Source organism: Mycobacterium lepromatosis (assembly GCF_000975265.2).
Classification (GTDB): Bacteria; Actinomycetota; Actinomycetes; order Mycobacteriales; family Mycobacteriaceae; genus Mycobacterium; species Mycobacterium lepromatosis.
Window position 1 is genome coordinate 1,537,564 of sequence record NZ_CP083405.1, and the last position, 26,967, is coordinate 1,564,530.

The following is a 26,967-nucleotide window of genomic DNA, read 5'->3' on the forward strand; positions in this document are numbered from 1 at the left end:
ATCCGATTTTCGAGCCGGTTTTGCGACCACGTAAGTGTAGGTGCCACCGGGTGGATGGGTACCTTATGCGACGTGACAGACTTGACAACGTGACGCGTCCGCGATCCCCCATCGGGCCTGCCATGGCCGGTGCTGTCGACCTTTCCGGTCTGAAGCAGCGAGCTCGGCAGAAAGCTTCAACAAGTGGCCCCGCCAATCGAGCAACATCGGCAGCGCGCGGCGCCGGTGGCTCCGAAAACACCTCGGTCACTGAGATCACCGAGGCCAATTTCGAAGATGACGTGCTGGTCCGGTCCCACGAAATACCGGTCGTTGTGCTGGTGTTGTCACCGCGCAGTGATGCGTGCGTAAAGCTGCTTGAGACACTGTCCGGCTTGGCGGCCGCCGACGACGGCACCTGGTCATTGGCGACAGTCAACGTCGACGCGGTGTCCAGGGTGGCGCAGATCTTTGGTGTTGATGCGATCCCGACTGTGGTCGCGTTAGCTGCTGGGCAGCCGCTGTCCAGCTTTCAGGGTGTGCAGCCCGTCGATAAGCTGCGTTCCTGGCTAGACTCGTTGCTGTCGGCGACAGCCGGTAAATTGAGAGGCCCAACTGGTGCTGAGGATTCTGCGGAAATTGATCCTGCTATTGCTCAAGCTCGTCAGCAATTGGAGGCCGGTGACTTCCTCGCTGCGAAGCAGTCATATCAAGCGATTTTGGATGCCAATCCGGCCAGTGTCGAAGCGAAGGCCGCGATCCGGCAGATCGACTTCCTTAAGCGCGCAACTGCGCAACACCCCGACGCGGTTGCGGTAGCCGATGCTGCGCCGGGTGACATTGCGGCGGCGTTCGCGGCTGCCGACGTGCAAATCCTCAACCAAGATGTGACCGCGGCGTTCGAGCGCCTGATTACGTTAGTGTGCAGCACATCTGGAGATGAGCGCAGTTCTGTACGTACTCGGCTGATCGAGCTGTTTGAACTCTTCGATCCTGCTGATCCCAATGTCATCGTCGGTCGACGCAACCTTGCCAACGCTTTATACTGAAGAGTTGGGTCTTGTGTTACTGTATTCTAGCTACAATGCTGACATCGGCGGCACTGAAACCGCTGATGTAGCGTGGCTGTGCCACGGGTTGTCTGTAGCGTCTACGTCACTGAGGTTACCGACCTCGGAGCCGTTGTACGCGATAGCATCGGCGTTCAATACTTCGTGCCAGCATCCGGCCGACGGCAGACCCAGTCAGTAGCCCTTGTGTTATGAACCAGCGAAATTGAACACACAAGCCAGTACCGAGCCGTCGTGGGAATATCGCAGAAAACTCAGTGCGTTGTTGGCGGAATCGTTGGCGTCGATCCAGGGAATAACTCTCGGCGGTGGTTCTTGAATCCACAGAGCCGGGTGGCTGCGGTAGAGGCCGTTGAGGTCGTACAACGAGGCGCAGAATCCCTTTGGAGAAGCCGTTTTCGTCGAGTTGTAACCAATCTAGACTGCGCTGCTCCGGCCAAAAGATCGTTGGGCAATTCTGTCTCACCCTGGCCGGCATTCAACTTGACAATCAGCGCATGCTGTCAGGTGTGCATCGGATCGCCTTAGCCATCGACTCGGAAGGTCCAAAATCCGACGCGGTCGAGGGTAAACTGACCGTGAAAAATGCAGGGTTTTTTTAATCCATTGTCATGTGAATTAGCAGCGGCTCGACTCATCGGGTCTGGGCGGGTGTGGCTGCAGGACTGGCTTGGGGCCTCGACCACATTGATCCGGTGAGTTTTCGTCGCGAGCGGATAGCGTAACCCAAGATTGCGGGTAACCAGGGTGGCGAACGGCTTCGTGGCCTTCTCGCCATACCGTGGCGCTAACTGCGACCATTTCGCCGACTACGGCTTTGGCGGGGTGTATGCTGCAGGGAGATGACCGGACCGGTGCGACGTTATCGAGCTCGACCCGACCTGCGCATTACCACTCCTTCTGCTTTGCGGCTTGCCCCGCACGAGGGCGACCCACTATAATTCTTTCGCGGAATACCCTATTAGCTAGCCGATATTCACCTTAGTTACTAGTCACACTCTTGCGGATGAACGGTTGCTAAGTAGCCATGCGTCCACCAGAATCCTAAGTAATTCCTAAGTAAAAATGTAGTGGATTGTGAACGCTCCTCGCTACTTTACCGTTTGTGCTTACTTTCGGACTGCCTCGCGACGCTAGAACGGCTATCAACCAACATGCGGTGGTCGTAGGACAAGCCGACGCAAGGTCTATTCGCGACATTCAACCATGGCCCACATGGGTCTGCGGCTGGCGCAACGGGCCAACGGCATCTTGCTTGCTGCATGGGGCCGGGTGAGCCGGGCCATGTTCAGCGAGTTGTGGTGCGGATTTGACCACGATGAGGTGGCCCTATCGGGTCGATCACCAATGGCGTGCATGCACGCGCCCGCGCTACGCCACAATGGTTGCAGCTGGGGAGTGAACTGGCCAGGTCGGATTCGTTTAGTGACTCCGGCGTTTGGCTACGATTGCAACAGGTCGATCCGGGCCATTTGTGGTGAATCCGCTCGCAACTGATTAATGACATCCGGGCGCGCCTGCGTCGCTCCTGGTGAGAACGCGGTGCGTCGGAAGCCGAACTGGGCTGGATCGGGGCGGCATTTGATCCGAGTGTGCTGACCGTTGATTTCGCCCGCCGAGTTCATACGTATAAGTGCCTCACCGTTATGCTGCGTGATCCGGCCAGCCTAGCAGGTGCTGTCCTCTGGTGGAATTCCAGAAATCTTACTACACTACCCTCCAGCCGGGTCGCGAGGTAGGCGCAGCCGCCGATACCATCCTGCTGCTAATCGTCATCATGCGCATCAGGGTGTCGCCGGTGTTTGGCATTTGCAGTGTGCTGGAAGCGAGGTCGTCAGCGCTGTCCGGCCGATTTACCCGGCTTTCCTCGCCCACCAACGCGGCTAACGGCAGGCTTTCTAGTACGGGCACGGTGTAGTGGGAGATCAATCTGTTAGGCAGGAAGTACTCGTAGATATGGACTTCTATCGCAGTCGTGTCTATGCCCGTGGTGACAAGGGCTGTGATCATCGCTCCCATGCTGATATCGACTGAGCCGGGTCAACCGGCAGCCCAGCTGCCTCCAGCTCCTCCAACATTCCCAGGTGGGCGAATCCGCGTGCCCCACCACAGCTGAGAGCCAGTCCAATTAAGCGACTCACGATGTGTGCGGCGAGTGGGTGAAGGTTGGCCGGTCGCGTTTTCAGGGCGAACCGCATGCATCAACTACAGCGTGATCACCTCCTCCCAACTGCGGCGGTGTTCACGTTTAGGCGTGTGGGCCTGCCAACATAAGGTTAGGTGCCAACCCGCACGCGTTGGTAGCAGAGTTAACGGTGGTGCCGGGCCGGCAACCATAAGCACGACGCGGTCGGCTATGCGCAAGCACAAATCGGCAAAAGCCTGCGTCGCCGGATGTTAGCCTTCAGTGCCATTTTGTCCGCAGCAAACTCAGCGTTTTCCAGCCCGTCGCGGTCGACGCAGCCGGGGTTCATCGCGCGTAGCCGCCCGCGACAGCGCGGCTACCAATCGATGGCTACTATCGACTCGGCTGCTTGAGTGTAGCTACTTACAACCGCGACGACCACTTCCGGTGCAGACAAAGACGGCACCTCCTGTGGTGGTGCCGGATGCAGCCGGGTGGTCATCATCCTGACTAGCGCTTCGAACACGCTCGAGTCGGCGATTTTTTCCGCCATCGCCCAGGCGCATCAGGGTGTAGTCGCGCACAGCGCGAATTGATGCGGATCGGGGCGTGTCGATCAGCAATCCACGCTCGCCGACGACCTCGCCTCGGCCCAGCTCCTGGACGATGACGTCGTTCTGGACCACTTGCAGACGGCTGTGACGCAGCACGTGCAGACAGTCAGGTATCCCCACCTGGTGGAACAGGTACGCGTCTACCTCGAGCTCAACTTGCTCGGCGCGGTCCTGCAGTTTGGCCAGGGGAAACTGCATCCAACCCGGCAAAGAGCGGCAGAGCTGCCAGCAGATCGAGCTCGTGGGAAGCGGTCGATCGATGTTGGGTGGGCGCGAATTGTGACGGAATACGTTCGGTGAACACCAGCGACGCCCCCGGCACGTCCGATATCTTGCTATAGCGACAGTGTGCCGAACAGGGAGGTTGCCGCATTGGCAGTGAACTCTTGACCATGTTGGAATCGGCGTCGTTGTAGCCCTAAACACAGCCCTTGTTGGGGTAGCCTGCTTGCGCCTGACCTCGGCGGCAAACCGGGCGGTCCGCATCGACGAAAATAGCCTTAGAGTACGCCCCGCCGGCAGTGGTGATGCGTTCGGCGATTTCAGTCAACTACTCGGCCGAGTCGGTGCCGTCGCGTCCCGGAAGTGCGAGATGGGGAGCGACGTAGAGGATGCCCGCTTTGGTGTGGTGGGTACGGCGATCCGACGTCGAGACCGTGCCACTTCAGGTTGTGCGCCTTCGCCGCATCGCTGCGCGGTTGGTATCGTCGCCGGGCTAGGTGGGTCGTCGGCGCTTTCTTCTGATCCGGCCAGAACTCATGCCGTGGCTATTGCGTCAAAGGACCCCCACTGTCGGCGTCGCCGATGTGAACTACAGAGGTTGTTGGCCAGGCGAACACCTGGTTGCGCAGCGAGCTGGCTACCCACAGCGGCGCCACCCTGCAGCACCGGACGCTGCACACCCCGATTGTTCTCGTGATCCAGCCAGATTCCGTCGGTGCGATCGGGGATAGCGGGTGCAAAAGACGTCAGGATTTGTGATGCGGTATCGTGGCTTTCGTTTGGTGCCGCAACTGTTTCGGCGTTTCGGCGCACACTGACACGGCCGCAGCGGGGCTGGTGTGGATGACTGACTGTGCCTCATTGGCCGCGTCGCGCAGGGTGGTCAGGTAGGTTGTGGTCGATGTGGTTACTTGGGTGTCATGGATCACGTCGGCCAAGACGGCTGTTGTCGTCTCTAACTGTTGGGTCAGTTCGGGATAGACCAATCGGGTGGTTCGCCGCGTGGTAAACGCCGAGAGCAGCCGATACCTACCTGGTCCGCCAATGGGTTTCGTGTGCTTCGTCGATCGCCATTAGCGCGTGGTTGATGACCCCGATATCGACAGCGGTACGGTCACGTACTCGTTCGGAGAAGCACTCCAAGTTCAACGGTCAGTGGGCCACACCCAGGCATTCTCGTGCTAAAACGTTGACTTGTTACCACGGGCGGTTGTCGACATCCATGCGGTCAGCCGCTGTATGTCCCGGCGCAAAGCGGTGGCTACCGTCGGTTTGAACAGTTCTTCCTGTGACCGTTACTCCTCGATGTCTGGCTGACCTGCGACACTCCCATGGATTTGGTTCAGGCGCAAGTATCCCGTAGGACTGTGAATAATGCGAACTGCGGCCGGTGGGGTAGCGCGTCAGCGAGCGAATCGGCCAGTTGCGCCAGGTCACGATCGACGAGTCGACGCTGCAATGAGATCGTCACTGTCGAGACGACGACCGCGGTGTCATCGCTGACGGTGCGAATTATCGCAGGAATTCAGTAGGCCAACGACTTGCCGGTGCCGGCCTGCACGACGAGAGGTGCTCGCTGTTTTCTAAGGTTTACGCGATTGCGATGGCCAGATCGAGTTGGCCGTTTCGGTGTCTGCCAGCGATTGCGACCACCAAGCTGGCCAGCAGCTCGGGTACCGAAAGGTTTGACACTGGCTTAGGCTGAGATCTGCCGCGTCGGGATCGCCGTACGCCAATTTCAGCCCCTCCCACAGCAGGCTGTGCAGCCTGGGTACCATAAGCTTGCGCGCCGCGGCCAGATGCGCCGCCATTGGTGTCAGCGACGACGTGCTTGGCTCGGGCCAGATGGAATGGTCGACATCCGGCACGGTTCGGTGCTGGTGGGTGCGCGTCCCGCTGGATAGACGACTTCCGCGGTTATGGTTCCGCTGGCACGGGACACGTAGCGCCTCGAGTGCGGCCCCTGTGGGATTCCTTGTGGCTACTGCATTTCTGTACCGGCATGCTGCGTCCATTTCGACCGCTTTGTATATTATGTCTGCGCACTTGACAGGTCAGCACCGCCAGCGTGTCGGAATCGATGTGGATCACGCCCACCGTCGGGACCAGCAGCGACCACTGCATTGGCCATGCCGGTCGTTACGTAGTAGGTGTCCACCAGTAGCGCGGTGTCAATGCCCAACGCGTCGACCTGGGCGTGAAATGTGGCGAGTTCCGTCAATTCGGGTGGAGCGTCTTTGTGACTGTGCGACATCGTGAATGCGTTGGCGGCGATGTTGTCTGTCGGTAGCCCGTAGCGTCGCTGGGACTCGAGGTTCAATGTCGCGGATAAAGCCGACGATATCGGCAGCGCGGGCCGCCGCGACCGCGGCGTGCTCGTGGGTATGTCGCGATCCCATCTCAATCAGCGGGCGTTCTCCGGAGGTACTGACCATGTGACAGCCGCAAATGCGATCGCGCTGTTGTGGTTGAAGATTGATAACACCGGTGTTTCGATCATCACGCACTCGGCGCAGGTTCCGAGCACCGATAGGTATGGGTGACCCGGGAAAGTTAGAGTTCGCCCTTGGCGTACCCGTTGATGTCGCTGATGAACCGGGAATCGCGTAGATAGTTCAATGTGTCGGGGTCGAGGAATAAGGCCAGCCACTGGCAGGCTTCGTTGAACCTCGACTGTGGCAAGGCTTCTAGCAATCGACCGGTTTCAGTAGTCACCCTTTAACGGCGACTATCTGGGAGTCAGCTAGGCGAACGCTTCGGATGTGGTCCGGCTGGTGAGTGGTGCCGTCGTGTAATGCCGCCTGGTCAAGGTAGTCCATCTTGTATTTGTCGGTCAGCAGCCCGTCTAAGACCGAAGTCGTTCATCCCGTAACGGTAACGGCTGTCAGCGCAGGCTCGGTATCGTGTAGGTCATGGTTGTTACGTTAGCTCCGATAGAGCCGAAGGTGAAGCCGAACACAACCTGGCAACACGAGTCCGCTCCAGTAGACATATCGGCCTGTCTATGGGTCACGATTGTGTGGGATGACCCCGTCAACTTGATGACGTACGTGACGTATGTGTTTCAGAAATTGTTCGGCTACAGCGAGCCTCATGCCACCAAGCTTATGTTGCAGGTTCATAATGAAGGTAAGGCAGTGGTGTCGGTGGGCAGTCGGGAGTCCATGGAAGTTGACGTGTCCAAGCTGCATGCCGCCGGTTTGTGGGCGACGATGCAGCAGGACCGGTGAGGGCCGAAGGTATATTCAGGATCGTCCGTGCGCAAATGGAAGCGTGTTGAGACTGACAACGGTCCCCGTTTTCGGTCCGCCGTGGCGCCGCACGAGGCTGCCCTGCTTAAGCACCTGGTCGGCGCGATGCTCGGTTTGCTCAACGAGCGCGAATCTTCCTCGCCTCCAGACGAACTCGAGTTAATAACCGGTATTAAAACCGGGAATACGCAGCGACCGGGGGATCCGACGCTGCGTCGGCTGCTGCCAGACTTCTACATGCCGGACGGCAAGGATCAGTTAGATCCCGCAGCTCTCGATGCTGTCAATAGCCTGAACGCCGCGTTGCGCAGTCTGCACGAACCGGAGATCGTCGATGCCAAACGCTCTGCTGCACAGCAGTTGTTGGATACGCTTCCGGAAAGTGGTGGTCGGCTGGAACTAACTGAAGAAAGTGCGAACGCCTGGATTGCTGCTTTTAACGACCTTCGACTGGCACTGGGTGTCCTGCTTAAGATTGACCGGCCGGCACCCGAACGGGTGCCGGCCGGTCATCCTCTATCCGTGCACTTCGAAGTCTACCAGTGGCTGACGATGTTGCAGGAATACCTGGTCTTGGCGCTGATGGCGACCTGATGATCTTGATGGCAGCGCCGATGAACTCCATCACCGACATTTCGGGTATCCAGGTTGGCCACTACCACAGGCGTGATCCTGACGCGTCCCTTGGTGCGGGCTGGGCGTGCGGTGTGACTGTCGTGCTAACACCGCCCGGGACGGTTGGCGCGGTCGATTGCCGGGGTGGGGCGCCGGGCACCCGGGAGACCGATCTGCTTGATCCGGCTAACAGTGTACGGTTCGTTGATGCGGTGCTGCTAGCCGGCGGTAGTGCCTACGGTCTGGCGGCTGCCGACGGCGTCATGCGCTGGCTGGAGGAACACGAGCGCGGCGTGGTGATGCACGGCGGAGTGGTGCCCATCGTGCCGGGTGCGGTGATTTTCGATTTGTCAGTTGGCGGCTTTCACTGCCGACCGACGGCAGAATTTGGCTATTTGGCCTGTCAAGCCGCCTGCGATGCCGCTGTTGGTGGCCAAGGTGCCGCCGTGGCTGTCGGGACGGTGGGTGCTGGAGTGGGGGCGTGCGCTGGCGTGCTCAAGGGCGGCGTCGGCACCGCGTCGATCACACTGGAGTCGGGGCCGACGGTGGGCGCGGTGGTCGTGGTGAACTCCGTGGGCAATGTCGTCGACCGCGCTACTGGTCTGCCCTGGATGACGGACCTGATCGACGAGTTCGATCTACGGCCACCTTCGCCTGAGCAGGTCGCCGGGTTTGCGCAGCTAAACTCCCCGTTGAGCGCGCTGAACACGACGATCGGAGTGGTAGCGACTGATGCCACGCTGAGTCCGGCGGCGTGTCGGCGTGTCGCAATAGCCGCTCAGGACGGTCTGGCCCGAACTATCCGTCCGGCGCACACTGCGCTGGACGGCGACACGGTGTTCGCACTCGCCACCGGAGCGGTCGATGCCGCAGCGACAGCTGATGTACCCATCGCGATGTCGCCGGAGGCGGGCCTGATCACTGCGGTCGGCGCGGCTGCGGACGACTGTTTGGCTCGTGCGGTGCTGGTTGCGGTGCTGGCCGCCGAGTCGGTCGCTGGAATACCGACTTACTGCGACATGTTTCCCGGAGCGTTCGGGACCACAAGCGCAGGGAGCAATCGTTGACGTGGTGGTGATTCGTGTTGAACTGTGGAGGCGATGGTGAATCTACGGGCGTCGCGACCATCCTGACGAAGGAAGTGTGTGGTGTGCTGGCCGGTCTCGAGGGTTTCGATTGCCCCAAGCGCCACATCTCAATGGTAAACGCTGGACGGTCGCCAACACTCTACTGATTTTACGCGCAATAGCGGCTCCACGTGTGGAGGTCGATGGAGGACGCAGGTGAGGTTGCCGTCGTCTCTATGGCTATCTATCACTCGCATATTGAGATCTAGGGGTATCCCAGCCGTACGGATGTGAACCTCGCCGCTGAACCCGGACGTACACTACGTAACTAGTAGTCCACCTGCCCCCAGACCGTTGCGAGCTGCCAAGCTCCGGTGCCGCTGTCGCCGACGGGGCCGTCATTATGCGTACAGAAAGTACTGAATAGACTCCAAAAAGGTTCTCCAAGAGTCCGAGAAAGGCCTGTAATGAGCGTCACTGTATTTTATCTCGACTACCCTGCAGCCCCACACCGGTGTCCAGAAGTGCGTATCTTGATGTCAACGACGAGAACGTGCGGTTTTTCGGCGGCTTGTACACTGTGGTAGCCGACGGCGATTCGGTCACCGTCTTGGTCTTGCTCGTAGTGGCAGGTGGGTGAGCGGAGCATACGACGCTATACGATTTCGTTGTTGCAAGCTTTGGGCAATACACCACCGGTTGGGTCGCCACGGCTGCCGTCACCATGAGTCCGGGGTGGGGCGCACGAGCCGAATGTGTGGCTGTGGGCGAAGCTTTAAGAGAGCAACTTTACCGGGTCGGCTAAGTACCTGCCGGCGCTGCGGATGATCTGGCAGGCTGGGGTCGACGGGCTGCTGGCGTCGGGTGCGACTATCTTTGAGCCTACTAGTGGTAACATCGATATATCACTGGCGACGGCAGCTCGCCTCAAGGGTGACCAGCTGATCGGTGTGATGCCCGATAACACGTCGATCGAGCGCCATACGATTGGCTAGAGCCCTACGGTTGCTGTAGATCGTTTTCTCGCCAGCAGAGGGGCAGATTCACATTGCAGTAGACACCGCCAGAGAGGCTGGCCGCCGCCAATTCATCTTGGAGGATGCTGGATTAGTACGGCAACCCGGCCAACATCGACTCGCACTACTGCGGCACCGATCCGAGCTGCTTCTCGACCTGCCCGAGATCACGGATTACGTCGCCGGCCTTAGGCGACACAGGCAAACGATGGGTATTATTCGATCTTTGCATGAGTATGTGCCCGGCGTCAAGATCGTGGCCGCCGAACCCTGCTACGGTGAAGGAGTATATGCGCTGAGAAACATTGATGAAGGATTTGTTCCCGAGCGATGTGACCCGGATGTGCTGACTATCTTATACGCGGTGCGCGCCGCCGACGCTGTGTGTCGTACCTGAGAACTGTTGGATTTCGAAGGCATCTTTGCTGACTTTTCAACCGACCCGGTGCTGTGTGCCCCTTTCGCGATGGAATCCGTGGTGCTAGCGGTTGGTGAATACGCTGACATCGCGTTGGTGGTTGCCGACGTCGGCTGGAAGTATCGGTCCACCGGCGCCTACACCAGTAGCCTGGGGATGAGGCTGAGAATGCCCTGGACTGGCAGTTGCAGTTGTGGGCATGACCCCCCGTGCCGGCGACGATGCAGAGCGAAGCGATGAGAAGAGCGACGCTCCATGACCCCAAACGGCGACTGGTACAAGGAGGCGATGAGGTGGGCGCACCATCCGCCTGTGGGAGAGGATCGACGCTCATGACCCAGCCAGCGAAAAATCTGGTCCATAAACCGGCGACCGAGACAAACAGGCGTTCGCGGTGGATGGCGGGCGGAGCGACGATCCTCCCTGTCATCGCGTTTCTTTACCTTGTCGAGTTGATTGATCAGTTGACGCGGCATTCCCTGGATGCTAATGGGATTAGGCCGTTGAAAACTGACGGCCTGTGGGGGATCATCTTCGCGCCTGTGCTGCATGCCAGCTGGCAACACCTCGTGGCCAATACAATCCCGCTTCTGGTACTTGGTTTTCTGATGACACTAGCCGGATTGTCCCGGTTCATTTGGGTCACCGCGATGGTATGGCTCTTTGGAGGCTCCGCCACCTGGCTTATCGGCAATGTGGGCAGCAGTTGCGGCCCGACCGATCACATCGGGTTCTCTGGTCTGATCTTCGGCTGGCTGGCCTTCCTACTGGTGTTCGGGCTGTTCGTCCGCAGGAGGTGGGACATCATCATCGGGCTCGTGGTCTTATTCGCATACGGCGGTGTGCTGTTGGGTGCCATGCCGGTGCTCGGCAGATGCGGTGGTGTTTCGTGGCAGGGTCATTTGTGCGGCTCGATCGCAGGTGTCGTGGCCGCATATTTGTTGTCTGCGCCGGAACGTAAGACTCGCGCGCTCAAAAAAGCCGGCACCGGTTCGCCGCGCCTGAAGACATGAGCTCGTCGCTGTTGCCCGTCGGGGTCTTTGACTCCGGCGTCGGTGGATTGACGGTCGCGCGGGCGATCATCGACCAGCTGCCTGACGAAGATATTGTGTATGTGGGCGACACTGGCAACGGCCCGTACGGACCGCTCTCCATCCCTGAGATTCGTGCGCACGCGCTGGCTATCAGTGACGACCTGGTCGGCCGAGGCGTAAAAGTCCTGGTGATTGCATGCAACACGGCGTCTGCGGCGTGCCTGCGCGACGCTCGTGAGCGCTACGATGTGCCCGTAGTCGAGGTCATTTTGCCTGCAGTACGCCGCGCAGTTGCCGCCACCCGCAACGGCCGCATTGGGGTCATCGGCACTCGGGCCACCATAGCCTCGCGCGCGTACCAAGACGCGTTCGCTGCTGCCCGCGACACCGAGATCACCGCGGTGGCGTGCCCGCGCTTTGTCGACTTCGTCGAGTGCGGTGTGACCAGCGGTCGTCAGGTGCTCGGACTGGCTGAAGGCTATCTGGAGCCGCTGCAGCGTGCCGGGGTCGACACACTGGTGTTGGGTTGCACGCACTACCCACTGCTGTCCGGACTGATTCAACTGGCGATGGGTGAAAACGTCACGCTGGTCTCCAGCGCCGAGGAGACCGCCAAGGAAGTGCTGCGGGTGCTCACCGAAAGGGACCTGTTGCGTCGACATGACGCGCCGCCCGCTAACCGGGTTTTCGAAGCTACCGGTGACCCCGAAGTGTTCATTCAGCTGGCTGCGCGATTTCTCGGTCCCGCGGTGAGCGGCGTTCAACCGGTGCGACTTCATTCTCGTGTCCATTAAATGGGTGTAAGAGATTCTGATCACCTTAATGGGCAATGTTTTCCTCATTCCGGTATTGGGCATGGCACAGTAGTGACCGTGCGCATAACCGTGCTAGGCTGCTCCGGCAGTGTCGTGGGGCCGGATTCGCCTGCGTCGGGTTATCTGCTACGAGCCTCGGACACCCCGCCGCTGGTTCTTGACTTTGGCGGGGGAGTGCTCGGTGAGCTGCAACGGCACGCGGATCCCGGCTCGGTGTATGTGCTGTTGTCACATCTGCACGCTGATCATTGCTTGGACATGCCAGGACTGTTCGTGTGGCGTCGCTATCACCCGATGCGCCCGGTGGGCAAGGCGTTGTTATACGGCCCGGGCGATACCTGGTTGCGGTTGGGGGCGGCGTCATCGCCGTACGCTGGCGAGATCGACGATTGCTCTGATATCTTCGACATCCGTCATTGGGTCGACGGCGAACCGGTGACCCTGGGAGCGCTTACGATAATACCGCGGCTGGTGGCTCATCCGACGGAGTCCTACGGCTTGCGTATCATCGATCCCAGCGGCGCGTCTTTGGTCTACAGCGGCGACACCGGTAGCTGCGACCAGCTTGTCGAATTGGCTCGGGACGCGGATGTCTTCCTCTGCGAAGCGTCGTGGACGCACTCGCCGGACAGGCCGCCGAATCTGCATCTGTCGGGCACCGAGGCTGGCAGGGCGGCGGCACACGCGGGTGTTCGCGAGCTGCTGCTGACGCATATCCCGCCGTGGACGTCACGTGAGGATGTTATCAGTGAGGCCAAAGCGGAGTTCGATGGTCCGGTGCACGCGGTGGTGTCCGGTGAGACCTTCGATGTCCAAGCTCCCGAACGAGTCTGATCTGGCTTACGGGCTTGTCACAGGTTGCTTGCCTGCTTCTTGTGCGTACCCGTGACGGTTCGCATCTTCGGCGGGCTAGGGTTGCTGCGTGTCCACACGAGCAGACGGTCGCCTTGATGATGAACTTCGCGCAGTGGTCATCACCCGCGGGTTCACCGAACATCCGGCAGGTTCGGTGCTCATCGAATTCGGTCACACAAAAGTCATGTGCACCGCCAGCGTCACCGAGGGAGTGCCACGCTGGCGTAAGGGATCGGGTAAGGGGTGGCTCACCGCTGAGTACGCGATGCTGCCGTCAGCCACCCATACTCGTTCGGAACGCGAATCGGTGAAAGGTCGGCTTAGCGGGCGTACGCAAGAGATTAGCCGGTTGATCGGGCGGTCATTGCGGGCGTGCATCGATCTGGCGGCGCTCGGGGAAAACACCATTGCCGTCGACTGCGACGTGTTGCAAGCCGACGGTGGCACTCGCACCGCCGCTGTTACCGGCGCTTACGTGGCATTGGCCGACGCAGTGACTTACCTGTCGGTGGCAGGCAGGCTATTAGATCCCAGGCCGTTATCGTGTGCTATCGCCGCGGTTAGCGTCGGCGTGGTCGATGGCAGGATTCGGGTGGATCTGCCCTATGAGGAAGACTCGCGGGCCGAAGTTGACATGAACGTCATCGCGACCGACACCGGGACGTTGGTGGAGATTCAAGGGACCGGTGAAAGCGCCACGTTCCCGCGTTCGACGCTGGACAAGCTGCTTGATATGGCACTGGGTGCTTGTGACAAGTTATTCGCCGCACAGCGGGGTGCGTTGGCGCTGCCGTATCAGGGTGTGTTGCCTGAGGGACCGACCTCCACCGCCTAAAGCGTTCGGCAGCTGAGCGCGCCGGCGACGATTCAGATCGGAGTGATTAGGTGGGGGTGTCTTCCAGACGTGAAGCGGCGAGAGGGTGGTGCTTGTGACCAAGTTATTGGTTGCTAGCCGCAACTGGAAGAAACTGGCAGAATTGCGTCGTGTGCTCGACATTGCCGGGTTGTCGACGTTGACGCTGGTATCGCTGAATGACGTGGTGCCGTTCGATGAGGCGCCGGAAGTCGGCGCGACTTTCGAGGACAACGCGCTGGCCAAGGCGCGCGATGCTTTTACGGCAACGGGTTTGGTGAGTGTGGCCGACGACTCGGGTTTGGAGGCGGTTGCGCTGGGTGGCATGCCAGGGGTGTTGTCAGCGCGTTGGTCGGGTAGTCACGGCGACGACGCCGGGAATACAGCGCTATTGCTGGCTCAATTGTGTGATGTGCCTGACGAGCGGCGCAGCGCGGCATTCGTATCGGCCTGCGCGCTGGTCTCGGAGTCCGACGAAGTCGTCGTCAGAGGGGTGTGGCCGGGCACGATCGCTAGGGAGCCGCGCGGTTACGGTGGGTTTGGCTACGATTCGATCTTCATTCCTGATGGTTCTGGCCTGGGAGGCCGCACAGTGGCTCAATTAAGCCCGGCGGAAAAGGATGCGGACTCGCATCGCGTCCGTGCGTTGACGTTGCTGATGCCTGCGCTGCGTGTTCTTGCCACGCGAACGTGAAGCTGGCCGCGATGCGAGCCCGAGTGTGGGGGCCAGCTTCACGTTCGGCTGTGTCTAAGCTCGAAGCGCGTTTTGATGTCCTTGGTTTGGAAATGCTCGACGATGATGCCCAGCAGCGGGACGGTTCCGGCCAGCAGCACACTGACCGTTTTGCCGATCGGCCATCTAACCTTGACGGCGAGATTGAACGCGGTTAACACGTAGACGAAATACACCCAGCCGTGCACCACTTCGATCCACAGGATTTCGTGGTGGAAGGCGAGGTGTGAGACGATCTCGTAGCATAGTGCGATGAGCCAGATACCCGTTGTCCACGCCATGATTCGGTAGCCGAGTAGTGCGGTGCGGCTTTTCTCATCAACATGAAAAGCGGGTGCTTGGGGTGTCTCGGGTCTGATCATGTTGTGGTCCTGTTCTGTTTTTCAGCGTCTTGCTTCGCCAGCTCGGCCAGGTAGGCGTTGTACTCCCGAAGGGTGGGGTCGTCATATGGCTGCTGCGCAGGCTTGGGGCGAGCGGGCAGCAGTTCGGGTGGAATTTCGGCTATGCAGTCCACATCCCGTGGCTGTGGGGACGACTCTTCGTAGCGCACGAAGTTGTGGTACGCGTAGAAGCAGAACCCGGCGAACAGCGGCCACTGGAATGCGTATCCTAGGTTCTGGAAGGTACCCGAGGCTGACTGAAACCTGGTCCACTGCCACCAGCCCAGGGCCAGGAAGCTACAGGCCGCAATGATCACCAAAGCGACCACTGCGGGCCTCCGACGACGTGTAGTGGACACCCCTTGAGGGTACATTTACGACTCGAGCCCGACGAATTGATCGCGGCGAGCTACTGCGGTCTCGCGTTAGATGGCGACGGCATAATTTATCCGGACGAGTCCACGGAATTCTGAGGTTGTCGAGCGCTTGCGCAGAGCACTCCACTGCCGCCGTACGATCGGCTCGAGACGTGGTATTACCCGCGTCGGATGCTATGGTTATTGACGACAACACGGCACCCGTAGTTATCGATTAGTCACGAATTAATTCTTCCGTTGCTTGAGTGACGAGCAGCTCCTGCCACGGCTCCAACCAAATCGATCTCAAGTATTTCTTGCCGATACTATGCCGGGGCAGCAGACATGGCTAGCACTTTAATAGTTTTAGTGTACTGAAACCTCGATACAATCGTCGGAATGACGTAGCATCGTCAGTCATTGCCTCGGTATCAGGAGGTTGATCGCCTGGCGGCAGCGGTCGGTGATCACCGGGCATTTTCGTCAAGAGTGATCCTTAGACGCTAGTACACGGCCGCTCCGTGAAATGCAGCCATCGCTGAGATTGGGTACTGAGGAGATAGCAGTACGTAGTTAGTGGGAGGGTGTTGAAGTAATGGTCAATATCGCAGGGTGATGATGTGCTCGGGCGCGTTATTTGAATTGGTCTGAGGTACTGCCAGGGCCACACGGTCTTTCGGAGTATGTTGGTCTTTCTGGTTATCGCGCAGCTGTTGAGGCCGTCGGCGACGAGTAGCAGAACGGCTTCGAATTATTGTGCTGATCGTATCTGTGCGTTCCTCGCATCGCCTTGATGGACCCAAGATAAGAGGGACCGTCTACGGGTCCGTCGGCGAGCGGAGCGGTACTATCGGCAGGCTCGCGGGCGTGATGGAATGGCAGACATGCCGGCTTTAGGTGCCGGTGCTCGAAAGAGCGTGAGGGTTCGACTCCCTCCGCCCGCACTCTATCAGATGAAGAACAGTTCGTGGTGTTGTTCCACGTAGAGCTGCACCGTCTATGCAGGATGGCCGGTGGTGTTTTCGACATCGTAGGTTGAGCGGTGATAGCGGCCTTCACGGGGCAGTCTGGCCATAGTGGCGATGTGTTGTCCGACATCGAGGCCAACCTTAGCTTATCAAGAACCGCTAGCCGCTAGTTGTCGGATGGCTAAACGGTGCTGATGGGTAGGCCCAGGGCTTGTGTGTATTGTTCGGCCAGTTCAATCTATGTCCAGCGTCGCCGGCCAGTCAATTCATAGACCACGCCAAGATGATTCGTGGGGTACACACAGCTACCGTGGTGACGACGTCGCTGCATGCGACGGGCGAAGTGCGGCTGGTTACGAACGTGTAGGGGCAGTTGGCCGCTTTCCTGGACTGAGCGCGCGGAAACTAGGGTGAAGAACGGGTTCTTGAGCAGGATAGTCGGCCGGATGTGCACGGCTGGGATGACCTATCAGCTGACGAGGCGTTAGGCGAAGACGATTTTTCTCGAATCCGCCAGAACTTTGGTCGTGGTGTCCCTGATGGGACCGTCGTTTTCGACGTAAGTCAGCGGTGCGCACAAAGCGCTGTGTGCCTGGGGAGCGGATCTGCTGGAAATCCTCGCCAGAAATTGATTCTGAAGACTTCGGCGGTGGTTATTGGCCGACGCTTCTCGTTGACGTCAGCCCGGCTTTGAATCCTCAGTTCTGCCGGAATCTTACATGCTATTTGGTTGAGCGCTCCCTGAAGAGCATATAGTGGTTAGGTGGAGTGGACATCGTGGCTGATACCGTCGGGATCATTCGCGATGCGAAGATATGCAAGATGACCAAAGAGCAGTTCGACGCGGTCATTGTGGTGCACCCTGAAGGTGGACTTGAAACGGTCCCAGGATGGCGGCAACGATCATGCGGGACAACACTTGGCATAATTGTGAATATGTCGTTGGTGTCTGGCATGGTTGGTTAGGCCAATTATTCGGCGACCAAGGCTGGGGTCGTGGTGATGACTAAGGCGGCGGCTAAACAGCTTGCCTGATCTTAGGTGTTCGGGTGAACGCGATCGCTCCTGGGTCGATCCGTTCAATTATGACCGAAGCAATGCCGCAACGTGTTGGGGACGCTAAGGTGGCGGAGGTTACGGTGAGGTGCGCTGGGGGCTTCGCGAAGTGGCCAACTCCGCTCTGTTTTTTTATTTTCGATCTGTCGTTGTACATGACCGGAACCGTTATGGAAGTCACTGGCGGTCTAAGCATCTGACGCCAGAGAGTGGTTATGGGCCAAGCTGTTATTGGTGAGCTCGAGTAAGCAGTTGCGGTGATGCGACAGTGGAATTTCGTTGCTGTCGAACGGGACCGAACCAATGTGCACGGTTCGGAAATCTCACTAGGTCACCCCGTGGGTGCGACCGGTGGCAAGGTGCTACCTACCTTGATGCACTAACTCGATCGCAGCCAGGAATGTTCTGGGTTGGAGGTGATGTGTATCGGCGGCAACCAGGGGCTTGTCGCGGTTTTCGAACGGGTTGTGTCGACATGAGTGGCTCTGGGTTGTCGCTGGTCGGTGTCAGTGTTGTTGGGGTGTCAAGTTTTTGTCTTCGCACCGCTGTGTGCTCTAATACCGAGTTAGCTTGGCGTGCAGGTGATCTGTATCGATCGGATCAGCGATACCTCCTATGTACATCGCTGGCCGATGACGGCGGACGGTACGTCTATCTGCTGGTCTGGACAAAAGGAAAGCGTTCGGACATGATCGATCTCGTTCGGCCGAAGGGTAAGCTGGTCCAGCGGCTGGTTGTCGAGAGTACGGTGTCGTCGTGACCAATGCCGTCGGTTTGTCCTGGCTAAGCCATGATCGCTTGGCTGCCAGGTTTGCCGATGTTGTTCATGTTCAGCTGCTTAGGTGCGGCGGCGGTGCCACCGGCGTGGATTACACCGTGAACGCGCGTGTCGGATTCCCGCTCGTCATCGGCTATGTGTTTCCGGCCTGGGGATATCTGTTGTGGCATCTGCGCTGTGCTGGCAGTCGTGGTCACTGTCCGCCGCCGTGACCAGTCTGGGGTGAGTGGTCACGCATCAGCGTGGCACTGGAGGACGTCGCACTGGCCACGGCGAGACACTTCGGGTTGTTGACTGAGGACGCAACGCCCGCGTTTCGGTAACGCTATCTATGGCTAGTAAGGTCATGATTGCATCAGTCGTGATGGGACAGCGTTCATAATTGTCGCGTTGACCGGGTGGCGTTTTCGCGACTTAGTTGAGGTAACGGGAACCGGGCTAGCGGTGGCTGCGCTTGTCGCGATGCTCCGTGTTGACTTCGACGACGAAGGTATCGGTATCGTGAAATGCTCTTTCGATTGTTCGCCACCTCGTCACGCTAGTCAGATTGCCTACGATATCATTAGGTCGTGTTGTTGCAACCACACGTTTTGTTTGAGCGATACTGCACGTTCGTAAAGGTTGCCAATGACGACAGGTAACTTTCAATCTGTTGTTCTCTCGGTTACGTCAGCCCGGTGTTGGAGAGTATTTTCGTCCCAGAGACGTCGACCGCGTTCGACGGTACTCATCCTGTTAGCGTGTCCGTTCCCGGATAATATACCGCTGATGTACCCACCAACTGTTTGGCTTAACTACCGCCGACATCACGCGCTTAATAAACACTAAAACGATCGTTGGCTGGGCCGCGGGATAGGGAACGAGAGCGCAGACGACCCAAACCCCTCAGACGCTCGGGCTGGGTGAATGTCAAGCCGAGGTTAGGTTATACTTACGGTAAGAAAATTCGTCGGCGAGGAAGTCATTCTCAACGCGCTGTAACTGGAATGCAGTGACACCTATCTCCAGGACATCATCGATCGGATGAGGGATATGGGTCTTGTTCGGATTGATGATTACGCCGACCTACGTCTTCCTGGGGGAGCCATTATTGACTTACGCGTTGTGTCCGTTGAGGAGCTGGCGTGCGGCAGGATGCATGTCTTCCAGGGTGCTTAAACTCATTTATTGCGGTGTACCTGTTGCGCCAGCACGGCACCCAAGGCTCAGAAGCAGCTTTTCCAGCCGCGTGCATGGCGACCGGCGAGTACCGAGGTGCGTTTTCAATGTCAGAGCCGGAGCCGGCTTCTGATGTAGCTTCGATCCGAACCTGGGCGGGGGTAACCCGGATGGCACCTACACCATATAACGGCCAGAGTATGTGGTTGACTAACGGCGCTAATTCCACGCTGGTTGCCGTATTAGTGTGCCCTGACGAAAACGCCGAGAGGCAGCACCGCAACCTCACTGCGTTTCTTGTAGAAAAGCCAACCGTTTCGGTTGAAGTGATGTCTGTGCTAACTATCTCCGGCAAGATCGGCGAGCTGGGCTATAAGGGCATGGACACCACGGAACCCATCTTCGATAGCTACCTAGCAAGCATCGATGACATCCGTGGCGGCTCCCCGGGGTGGGGATTCTTCCAGAAGATGGGCAGTATCGAAGTCGGCCGCGTCAACGTGTCGACAAGAGCGTGTGGCGTCAGCATTCGTGCCTTCGAACTCGTGGTGCATTGCTATTACTACTTAGTAGCGTCATACCTTCGGCAAGCCGGTCGCAGAGCACCAGAACATCGTGTTACCGCTCGCCTAAATGGCGATCAAAGTCAAAGCCGTACAATCTGATGATGGTCAACGTGGCACAGTTGAAAGATTTGTTTGAGCAACGACTTAGCTGCTGGTGTGGCTAAATACCTTGCCAGCGAATTCTGTTTCGAAGTCACCCAGCAGAGCGTCCGGATGCACGGTGTTTACGCTTACTCCAAGGACTACGAGATCGATTCGCTGATGCGCGACGCTTCGTTCCTGCTCATCGGTCAAGGAACCAGCGAAATCCAGAAGTCCATAGTCAGCAAGCGGATTATCGGAGAGAATCGTGTGTTACCGGTTCCTGTTCTTGACTCAGGTCCTTGACCTCAACTGTCCGAGGACGTTTCGCGGTTTGTCCGCAAGAGGATCTTCGGTTGTACCTAATTCGCAGAACAATCTATTAGTCCGGACCAATTGACCAGCGGATTGAGGGATACACGTCAAACCGGTTGTGAAATGCTGTTTATTCTAAAAGCGCATGGTTTGCTTGCTTAGCAGCGGCGCCGCGGCTAACGTCACCGACAGCCAACTGCTGGAACTTAAACATATCCAGGAACAACTGGAAGACGCTTCTACTGGCACCGGCGACGAGCGAAAGGTTCTTCTCAAGAACGATTTTCATCGGGACATCAATGTTGCGATGGACTCGCCAAAGTTTTCGCTCAGCTGATGTCACAGATTACCCGCTACGGGCCTGAGTCGGTGTTCCCTACGATCGGGAGCTGGCCTGACCAGTCGAACTAGGTACCATCAGCTGGTCTTGTCTGCACTCAAGAAAACATGACGACAAGGTCTTCCGGGCTGCAATGGCGAAATCTTGCTGCCGAGGCTATTCCGTCGATTGACCACCTTGTCGCGTGTGCTGTGCTTGCTGAAGCGAACTGTCCGCCATCTCGGCAGCGTCGGCGCAATAAGGTGATTTGAGGGTTTTAATGTGTATTAACGAGCCGCGGTCTCCTTGGCTCGCCCGTGTTGACCGGTTGATTCAACACCGTATATCCCCAAGCCGATCCCCCGGAAAAGTGCATCGTTCCATGCATCTCGACCGGATGTGCATACGGTTGTCCTAAATGTGGCTGTACATGATAGAAAGTAGCCGATCCCTGATGGGACATCGCTATCCGATTAGCGCTTAGGTACATCAAAATGATTGTTGGATAAAGTTTTTCACTACATGACGCTAATACTCAGGCTGAACAAGGTGATCTTCGTGTCGGATTGTCCAGTATTGAACAAGATACGCGTGCTACCCGAAGCGTGCGTACTGAATCTACCCGTAGAGGTTCCCGATAACTATCTCTACAACAATGCGCAGGAATTTTTCTTTGGACAAGAGCATTGATTATGGATCACTTCGAGTTGCACACACTGTCCAACGACCACGTAGACCGGCAAAACTTCTACAAGAGATTTTTCAATACCTGTTGCTCGATCGAAAAGGTTTGTGCCGCAGAATTATTCTTCTTATACAAAAACTTGTGTGGGAGAAGTTATGCATGATAGGTGTCACGACGATAGCACTACCCGAGTCTTGTAGCGACGACGGCGTGAACCTAGCTTATCTTATCTTGGTGGCTGAGAGAATCGGCCGGTCGCTTACGCAGGTTCCGTGGATCGATCATGTGTACACCGCGCGGCTGATGGCACGCCTGAGCGTCGACAGGAGCGGTGTTGTCAACGGAGCACGGCTCGCCCCCCTCGATATGCGGATCGCATGATCCCCACAGAATCTGCTTGCTTCTAAAGTGATTTATTGCCTATTATTTCACTTTCTGCGATGGTGATCAGATTGTGGGCCTGACGTCCGCCACCCGACTGGTGAAGGTCGATAATATCGGCCGGCTGCCCATGGCGTGGGTGGACTCCTAAGCTGCCGACCTTCGGACGGTTTTAGCCCGCGGTACCGATGAGTCGGTAAATTACGAACGAGCGTTCGATGAATGGTGACTGCTGACCGCCGCTGCGCTGATGGGTTTGGTCGAGGAGATGGATGACCATCGCGACGGAATTCACTAAGAAATTGCTACCCGCCGGGGGTTCCTATCGCCACGCTGCAAGCCATTTCGTATCCATGAGCGGATATAAACAATTACCGTCCAAAGCAGCCGTAATCTGGCCCGGAATGCCTCTTGGTCCTTAGACAACCAACCTGACGAATGACCAGAGTTTGGGGGGCCGTTGTCGGCGTTCGCGCTCATGGTCGAGGAGGCCGCTAGGGCGGCGACGATGGTGGTCCATATCCAAGGCGGCTTGGAATTTTTGGCGGAAGCCGCTGTGGAACGGCCTACATACCGACCTGGTGCGCCCCGGAGAGAGCCGTTAGCGGGCAGTGATCCAGGGTTTTCAGCGCCCAGCGGATTGCCGAGATTGTGGCCCCGCCCGTGAGAGCGCGTTACTTACCGTACTGGTTTCGGGAAGGAGCTTCGCTATGGATTTTTCCCAGATCCAGCTGTCCGACGAAGACACCGCCTTCCACGACGAAACGCGAAGATTTATCGTCGCATACGTGATCAAAGAAGTCAGGCGTCAAGATCACGAGACAGGAGACAACTTCGATGAAGGGTCTGAATCTGGCGTTCGGCACTGCGGAGTACCTGGCCGCGGAATGGCAGCCGGCATCGGACAGCGGATTCAGCCAGATTCGGCAACGTATTTGGGAGTTAGAGATAGTGCTCGGGCCCACGTGTCGTGGGTGACTTGGGAGACTACCGTCATGGTGGCGCTGTTGGTGGTGAAGTTCTGCTCGGTCGAGCTTCATGCCGAGGTGTTACCTGGAGTTTTCAGCGGCCAGAACCGGATGTGCCTCGGCTATACTGAGCCCGAAGGCAGCGCGGATGTTGCCATCTGCGAGACCTGCGCGGTACGTGATGTTGGTAGCTGGCTGATTAACTGATCGAAGATGTTGACCATTGGCGCGCACAACTGCTCTTATAGTTTTCCTGGCCACCAACACCACCCCTGGATGCAACAAAACACTAGAGTTTCACCATAGTTTCTAGTGCTGCAAGACTTGCTGGGCAGCGACATTCAGGGCATCTGTAAATCATGATGCATTCAGGTCAGCTATATAGCCGAGGTGGCCTCCAACGCAACCGCTTGAGCGCGGATGGTGGCACCATGCGCGTCGATCTCCCCAAACTGGTAGTTAATGTTTCCCATTATTTTGTCTCCTCCTGCATTGAAATTATTGATTAGCAGCAGTTTTCGAAACTAGCTGCCAGAAAGGATCTGCTTCGAGGTCTCTTCTTGGTGCTCGTAGCGATCGGCGGCGGTACCCAGCTGGTCACGCACGTCCTCCAGCCGGGTCACAATGTTGCGAAACGCTTGATTCATCTGCTCCATGGTGTCGTGGGAGGTCAACTGGGCGGTCCCACTCCAGCCCGCACCAGCGATGTCCATCGAGGACATGAACATCTTGTGGGACTCGTCTCGCACGTTCTGGGCGTGCATGTCAAATTTGTGCGCCATGTCCCGCATCGCCTGTGGGTCGGTCATAAAACGTGCAATTGTCATGCTTTTATCTCCTCCAGTTGATTTCATGGTGTTGTGGATGAAACAGTCACAACCGCAGCTTCTCTCCTCATCCTCCTGCGGGGTTGCGGGGCATCACGAAGGTTTTTGGTTGAATGCGCAGCGTAGTGTTGACGCTGCCCGTACCGCCGCCTCCAATAGGGGCCATAGGTGCCATCGGTAACCCCCCCATCAGCGAAGCCGGTTCGCTTTCGGCTCCGGCGGCCATACTGGCTAGCGGCAATACCCGCGCCGCCGGCGTGACCGGCTGGCTGGCCGCGGTCCAAGATTCCGGCACCCGCAACAAGCCGATCGACGCGGCACGGCCCAAGCGAGCAGTCACCTGACCACCCGGGCTCGAACTCAGCAAGCCGCGGCTTACCGACTGTACAGCAGCACTTCCCATCGTCTGAACCGCGCTTTCTGCCGCCTTGGTCGCCGTCGGCGCGAAGCTCTTCATCACCGAACCCATGCCGTTGACCAGTGAAAAGCTCGTGTTAACCATTCCCGCATTGTTGTTGATCATCGAGCAGAGGTCGTTCACGGGCGACAAGTGCTGTGCAAAGCCACCCCACAACGACGCCGAGGTAGCCGACGAAGGGTCAGGAACAGCGTGTGGCATGGAGGCTCCTACCTGTACCTGCTGGCCCAGTTGCGGTTGCAGCGTCTCCGTCCTGGATAAAATAGCGTTCACCTCCTCATCGGCCATCTGATCGAGTGCGACTTGGGCAACTGCCTGCTCGGCCGCAGAAACCTCTTGGGCTAGCGCGATCTCACTGACCATCTGTGGCGCCGCCGTAAATGCCTTCATCGCCCCCACTGCCTCCATCGCGCAGGCCTGATAGCTCACCATCGCTGTCGCGTCTTGGATCCACATCTCGGCGTATTCAGCCTCGTTCGCCGCGATCGCGGGGGAGTTTTGCCCGAAAATGTTAGTCATCATCAGTAGGCACACCTGCGCGCGGTTCGCGAACACCAGCAGCGGCGGCACCGTCGTCGTAAAAGCCGTTTCGTAGGCGCTCGCCGCTGCCATGAGCTGGGTTGCGGTCAGCTCGGCGCCTGCGGCGTTCTGGCCCAGCCACCCCCCATATGGTATGACCCGCTCTGCCAGCGCCGCTGCCGACTCACCTACAAATGTCATCAGCAATGCTTCGACCACTGACTGCAACCCCTGCGCCGCCGCAGTCAGCTCCTTGGCTAAAACAGTCCAGGCTGCGGCGGCGGCCAATATCGGGCCGGAGCCCGCGCCTAAATACATCCGGGTGGAGTTGGTTTCGGGCGGCAGCGCTGCGAAATCGAACATCTCATCGCTCCCTTGTACTCGCTGGTAGCCACTCGTGTGCAGCTAGCGACGTCCGCTACAAACTTTCGCGATTGACGGCCTCGGTGCTCGCATACGCCGACGAGCTCGTCAACAGGCTCTGGACTAACTCCTGATGACCGGCCGCACCCTGAGAGGCGTGCGCCTGGTACTGTTGCCCGTGGCTACTGAAAAACGCTGCTAGCATTAATGACACCTCATCGGCAGCCGGGGGGGCAATTTCAGTGGTCGTCGTGGCCGCCGCGGCATTACTTGCCGTTGTGGCAGCACCGAGGCTCTGCAGGGTGCTAGCTGCTGCGCTCAGGGCCTGTGGCTCTGCACTCACGAAGAAAGGCATGCGGTTCCTCCTCGAAACTCAAACAATTCGACTACTGCACGAGGAAAGATCAAGCGACCTGCTCACCTGCGCTCTCCCTCTCGACTGCTTGGTGGTGCGAACTGGCCTCAATGATCACCGTTATGCAACGTCGGCAACAGGTTAAAACCACCCGAATTGCCGTAGCTTACGGTGCAAAGTGCACCCATCGTCCCGGTAAAAGGTTAATTCCATCTAAACAAATAAACACTAGGTAAACAGCATTCGAAAGATTTGTAAAATGGGCAATATTATTCCTGCCCTGTCACCGGTGTAATTGCTAGGTATGCTTCTCCGTTCGGGAGCGATGGGTACACCACACGCAGTGGATCCTCGCTATGTGCTACGTGATACCTAAAACGATTATCGTTACTGACGCTAGTGGCGGCATCGGGCTGCGACGGCTAGTCGGTTACGTTGGCCCAGCGAAAATGTATGTGAATGTTATGTGGTAGTGGGGCCGGTAGGTAAACACGACCGCCTTCGTGGCCACGAAATTGGGTACGGACTACACTTCATGGTTGCCTTCCCCCGACCTGTACCGCATGACGCAGTCCCCCAGCTTGCGCCTCGATGCATCGCGCCACATCTACAGCACGTCGTTGCCTATGGGTTGCTTCATTCCGCGAGAGTGGGCGGACAGTAAGCGCAGTACATGGTCGGCACCGGATGGAGCGGACGGCGATTCGGGTGGTGACTGACATACTTGGTAACAGGATAGCTGAGACGGTGTGTGAGTGAATGCGCACGAGCACGGTCAACCACGCCAGTGTGGAATTGTCTAATGAGGCGGTCCTTCCACTGGAGGATCTCATGCGCGAGAACGCCGAACTCACAAGATCCAACGGCATTCTCAAAGCTGCATCCAACGGCATTCTCAAAGCTGCGGCATCTTTCTGCGCTGCCGAGCTGGACCGGCACTAAGTGTTGCGGCCTGCGGTGCGATGACTTAGCGCCTTCGGGCTGCTGTCATTGCCGCACGGTTCGCCTTTGTTGCTAAATGTGTCGAATCTGGTCGATGCATTCCACCGTTTTCGGAACTTTGTATCTGTCAAGCATTATTCTTTGTGTAGTCGATCACCTGTTGCTCGGTCAACGACGTAGCCCCGTCGCTAGCGGAGTAGTTTGCATCACCGCGTGTACCCTGCGTTCCCGGCGCGAATCGGCGATTTCGACGACACACATGTCCGGCGATGCTCGGAGTGCGGCAAGGGCAGGCTTGACTCCGGCTGGAAAGACATTGATGCCGCCGGTGATGATCATGTCAGCACGAGGGTCTACGATGTAGAAGTGGCTATCCGAGTACAGGTGGCCGATGTCGCCAGATTAACGGAATCCATCGTCAGTTGACGGTAGCGGCCGCGCCCCACCCAGATAGCGGTAGTCACTGCTCATCGGTGCGCGCACATACACGTCGCCATCTTCACCGGAACACAGCGGTCTTTGTTCGGCATCCAGAATCCGGATCTCGTTATCCGAGAAGCCGCGGCTTACGCTCCCTGGGTGAGTGAGCCGCTTGTCGCTGCGCAATGCCGTGGGCCCCGGGTTCTTAGTTCCTGTCGCAGGAGGTCACAATCTGTTCGAGACCGAGTCGCTCGAACTAGGTATACAATAATCGGCTGGCATCACGGCAGCGTACTGCAGGATAAAGATGACGCTGGGCAAGCCTTGTTTAGTCGATCTCGGGTAGGGCTTCGATGCGCGCCAGCATGGTCGGTGTGGCTGTGAAGTTGGTAATCTGATACCGCTCGATTAAATCCAAAACTATTGCTGAGTAGAACTTTTCGAG

21 protein-coding genes, 1 tRNA gene and 14 pseudogenes are annotated in these 26,967 nt (G+C 58.0%); 21 read left to right on the forward strand and 15 right to left on the reverse strand.

The features are described from left to right. The first annotated feature begins 89 nt into the window (after positions 1-89). On the forward strand, positions 90-1,028 hold the full coding sequence (locus tag MLPF_RS07375; RefSeq protein ID WP_045842960.1) for a thioredoxin family protein: 939 nt from the start codon (positions 90-92) through the stop codon (positions 1,026-1,028). Positions 1,029-1,058: 30 nt separating this feature from the next. On the opposite strand, the pseudogene MLPF_RS07380 reads toward MLPF_RS07375, so the two are convergent. Together MLPF_RS07380 and MLPF_RS17360 are read right to left on the reverse strand one after the other, a co-directional pair. After that, positions 1,059-1,488 (reverse strand): annotated as a pseudogene (locus MLPF_RS07380) (alpha amylase C-terminal domain-containing protein); the annotation flags it as partial. 179 nt (positions 1,489-1,667) lie between these two features. Further along, positions 1,668-1,880 (reverse strand): maltotransferase domain-containing protein, encoded by a 213-nt coding sequence (locus tag MLPF_RS17360; protein WP_420329597.1) that lies wholly within the window; start codon positions 1,878-1,880, stop codon positions 1,668-1,670. A gap of 375 nt (positions 1,881-2,255) precedes the next feature. Between MLPF_RS17360 and MLPF_RS07390 the strand changes: the two are divergent. Beyond that, a pseudogene (locus tag MLPF_RS07390) lies at positions 2,256-2,734 on the forward strand (DUF3417 domain-containing protein); the annotation flags it as partial. A 22-nt stretch (positions 2,735-2,756) separates the two neighbouring features. On the opposite strand, the gene MLPF_RS07395 reads toward MLPF_RS07390, so the two are convergent. From MLPF_RS07395 to MLPF_RS17365, 5 genes and pseudogenes are all read right to left on the reverse strand, one after another. Next, positions 2,757-3,059: a hypothetical protein gene (locus MLPF_RS07395; RefSeq protein WP_156147059.1), complete on the reverse strand. Its 303-nt coding sequence runs from the start codon at positions 3,057-3,059 to the stop codon at positions 2,757-2,759. A 534-nt stretch (positions 3,060-3,593) separates the two neighbouring features. Then, positions 3,594-3,986, reverse strand: coding sequence for a cyclic nucleotide-binding domain-containing protein (locus tag MLPF_RS07400; protein WP_050039062.1), 393 nt, complete (start codon positions 3,984-3,986; stop codon positions 3,594-3,596). 220 nt (positions 3,987-4,206) lie between these two features. Then, positions 4,207-4,338 (reverse strand): hypothetical protein, encoded by a 132-nt coding sequence (locus tag MLPF_RS15765; RefSeq protein WP_272946103.1) that lies wholly within the window; start codon positions 4,336-4,338, stop codon positions 4,207-4,209. Positions 4,339-4,756: 418 nt separating this feature from the next. Continuing rightward, on the reverse strand, positions 4,757-4,996 hold the full coding sequence (locus MLPF_RS07405; RefSeq protein WP_052696443.1) for a hypothetical protein: 240 nt from the start codon (positions 4,994-4,996) through the stop codon (positions 4,757-4,759). Between the two features lie 597 nt (positions 4,997-5,593). Next, positions 5,594-6,829, reverse strand: a pseudogene (locus tag MLPF_RS17365) (beta/alpha barrel domain-containing protein). Between the two features lie 93 nt (positions 6,830-6,922). On the opposite strand from MLPF_RS17365, the gene clpS reads away from it, so the two are divergent. The 10 genes and pseudogenes from clpS to MLPF_RS07470 all read left to right on the forward strand — a co-directional run bounded on the left by clpS (position 6,923) and on the right by MLPF_RS07470 (position 14,628). Beyond that, complete coding sequence (gene clpS / locus MLPF_RS07420; RefSeq protein ID WP_045842947.1) at positions 6,923-7,240, forward strand: ATP-dependent Clp protease adapter ClpS; 318 nt, start codon at positions 6,923-6,925, stop codon at positions 7,238-7,240. A 27-nt stretch (positions 7,241-7,267) separates the two neighbouring features. Continuing rightward, positions 7,268-7,855: an oxidative stress transcriptional regulator AosR gene (gene aosR, locus MLPF_RS07425; protein WP_050039064.1), complete on the forward strand. Its 588-nt coding sequence runs from the start codon at positions 7,268-7,270 to the stop codon at positions 7,853-7,855. A gap of 20 nt (positions 7,856-7,875) precedes the next feature. Further along, positions 7,876-8,943 (forward strand): P1 family peptidase, encoded by a 1,068-nt coding sequence (locus MLPF_RS07430; RefSeq protein ID WP_045842965.1) that lies wholly within the window; start codon positions 7,876-7,878, stop codon positions 8,941-8,943. Between the two features lie 538 nt (positions 8,944-9,481). Then, positions 9,482-9,583: pseudogene (locus MLPF_RS07440) on the forward strand (molybdopterin synthase sulfur carrier subunit); the annotation flags it as partial. Positions 9,584-9,590: 7 nt separating this feature from the next. Next, a pseudogene (locus tag MLPF_RS07445) lies at positions 9,591-10,580 on the forward strand (pyridoxal-phosphate dependent enzyme). Positions 10,581-10,709: 129 nt separating this feature from the next. Then, a complete protein-coding gene (locus MLPF_RS07450; protein WP_156147062.1) occupies positions 10,710-11,390 on the forward strand; it encodes a rhomboid family protein in 681 nt (226 codons plus the stop codon). Continuing rightward, the gene (gene murI / locus MLPF_RS07455; RefSeq protein ID WP_045842962.1) at positions 11,387-12,205 is read left to right on the forward strand and encodes a glutamate racemase; all 819 of its coding nucleotides are present in this window, start codon (positions 11,387-11,389) and stop codon (positions 12,203-12,205) included. Before MLPF_RS07450 ends, murI begins: the two co-directional genes overlap by 4 nt. Before the next feature lie 72 nt (positions 12,206-12,277). Continuing rightward, positions 12,278-13,060, forward strand: coding sequence for a cyclic nucleotide-degrading phosphodiesterase (locus MLPF_RS07460; RefSeq protein WP_045842963.1), 783 nt, complete (start codon positions 12,278-12,280; stop codon positions 13,058-13,060). An 88-nt stretch (positions 13,061-13,148) separates the two neighbouring features. Continuing rightward, positions 13,149-13,932: pseudogene (rph, locus tag MLPF_RS07465) on the forward strand (ribonuclease PH). 69 nt (positions 13,933-14,001) lie between these two features. Next, complete coding sequence (locus tag MLPF_RS07470) at positions 14,002-14,628, forward strand: non-canonical purine NTP pyrophosphatase (protein ID WP_156147063.1); 627 nt, start codon at positions 14,002-14,004, stop codon at positions 14,626-14,628. Positions 14,629-14,666: 38 nt separating this feature from the next. On the opposite strand, the gene MLPF_RS07475 is transcribed toward MLPF_RS07470, so the two are convergent. Both MLPF_RS07475 and MLPF_RS07480 read right to left on the reverse strand, forming a co-directional pair. Continuing rightward, positions 14,667-15,029, reverse strand: a complete 363-nt coding sequence (locus tag MLPF_RS07475; RefSeq protein WP_045842964.1) for a DUF3817 domain-containing protein — start codon at positions 15,027-15,029, stop codon at positions 14,667-14,669. Then, positions 15,026-15,406, reverse strand: coding sequence for a hypothetical protein (locus MLPF_RS07480; RefSeq protein WP_045842967.1), 381 nt, complete (start codon positions 15,404-15,406; stop codon positions 15,026-15,028). The genes MLPF_RS07475 and MLPF_RS07480 overlap by 4 nt, the downstream gene beginning before the upstream one ends. Before the next feature lie 858 nt (positions 15,407-16,264). Between MLPF_RS07480 and MLPF_RS07485 the strand changes: the two genes are divergently transcribed. The 8 genes and pseudogenes from MLPF_RS07485 to MLPF_RS07520 form a co-directional block, all read left to right on the forward strand. Continuing rightward, positions 16,265-16,347, forward strand: a tRNA-Leu gene (locus tag MLPF_RS07485). Between the two features lie 786 nt (positions 16,348-17,133). Then, positions 17,134-17,627 (forward strand): annotated as a pseudogene (locus MLPF_RS07490) (SDR family oxidoreductase); the annotation flags it as partial. A gap of 48 nt (positions 17,628-17,675) precedes the next feature. After that, positions 17,676-17,906 (forward strand): annotated as a pseudogene (locus MLPF_RS07495) (acetyl-CoA C-acyltransferase); the annotation flags it as partial. Continuing rightward, positions 17,903-19,061, forward strand: a pseudogene (locus MLPF_RS16240) (CoA transferase). The pseudogenes MLPF_RS07495 and MLPF_RS16240, both read left to right, overlap by 4 nt. A gap of 42 nt (positions 19,062-19,103) precedes the next feature. After that, positions 19,104-20,316 (forward strand): annotated as a pseudogene (locus MLPF_RS07505) (acyl-CoA dehydrogenase family protein). Positions 20,317-20,322: 6 nt separating this feature from the next. Next, positions 20,323-20,916: pseudogene (locus tag MLPF_RS17370) on the forward strand (FCD domain-containing protein). 420 nt (positions 20,917-21,336) lie between these two features. Next, positions 21,337-22,377 (forward strand): annotated as a pseudogene (locus MLPF_RS17375) (acyl-CoA dehydrogenase family protein). A 43-nt stretch (positions 22,378-22,420) separates the two neighbouring features. Further along, positions 22,421-23,029: pseudogene (locus MLPF_RS07520) on the forward strand (acyl-CoA dehydrogenase family protein); the annotation flags it as partial. A gap of 38 nt (positions 23,030-23,067) precedes the next feature. Here the strand turns inward: MLPF_RS07520 and MLPF_RS07525 are convergent. The 4 genes and pseudogenes from MLPF_RS07525 to MLPF_RS07540 all read right to left on the reverse strand — a co-directional run. Continuing rightward, positions 23,068-23,151 (reverse strand): annotated as a pseudogene (locus MLPF_RS07525) (type VII secretion protein EsxI); the annotation flags it as partial. A gap of 51 nt (positions 23,152-23,202) precedes the next feature. Beyond that, the gene (locus tag MLPF_RS07530; protein WP_050039039.1) at positions 23,203-23,505 is read right to left on the reverse strand and encodes a WXG100 family type VII secretion target; all 303 of its coding nucleotides are present in this window, start codon (positions 23,503-23,505) and stop codon (positions 23,203-23,205) included. Positions 23,506-23,572: 67 nt separating this feature from the next. Further along, positions 23,573-24,805: a PPE family protein gene (locus MLPF_RS07535; RefSeq protein WP_237817272.1), complete on the reverse strand. Its 1,233-nt coding sequence runs from the start codon at positions 24,803-24,805 to the stop codon at positions 23,573-23,575. Positions 24,806-24,860: 55 nt separating this feature from the next. Beyond that, positions 24,861-25,160: a PE family protein gene (locus MLPF_RS07540; RefSeq protein ID WP_045842871.1), complete on the reverse strand. Its 300-nt coding sequence runs from the start codon at positions 25,158-25,160 to the stop codon at positions 24,861-24,863. Positions 25,161-25,919: 759 nt separating this feature from the next. Here MLPF_RS07540 and MLPF_RS07545 point away from each other — a divergent pair. Beyond that, on the forward strand, positions 25,920-26,102 hold the full coding sequence (locus MLPF_RS07545; protein ID WP_045842968.1) for a hypothetical protein: 183 nt from the start codon (positions 25,920-25,922) through the stop codon (positions 26,100-26,102). A gap of 168 nt (positions 26,103-26,270) precedes the next feature. On the opposite strand, the gene MLPF_RS07550 is transcribed toward MLPF_RS07545, so the two are convergent. After that, the gene (locus MLPF_RS07550) at positions 26,271-26,441 is read right to left on the reverse strand and encodes a hypothetical protein (protein WP_156147064.1); all 171 of its coding nucleotides are present in this window, start codon (positions 26,439-26,441) and stop codon (positions 26,271-26,273) included. Positions 26,442-26,504: 63 nt separating this feature from the next. Further along, a complete protein-coding gene (locus MLPF_RS07555) occupies positions 26,505-26,708 on the reverse strand; it encodes a hypothetical protein (RefSeq protein WP_156147065.1) in 204 nt (67 codons plus the stop codon). Between the last annotated feature and the right edge of the window lie 259 nt (positions 26,709-26,967).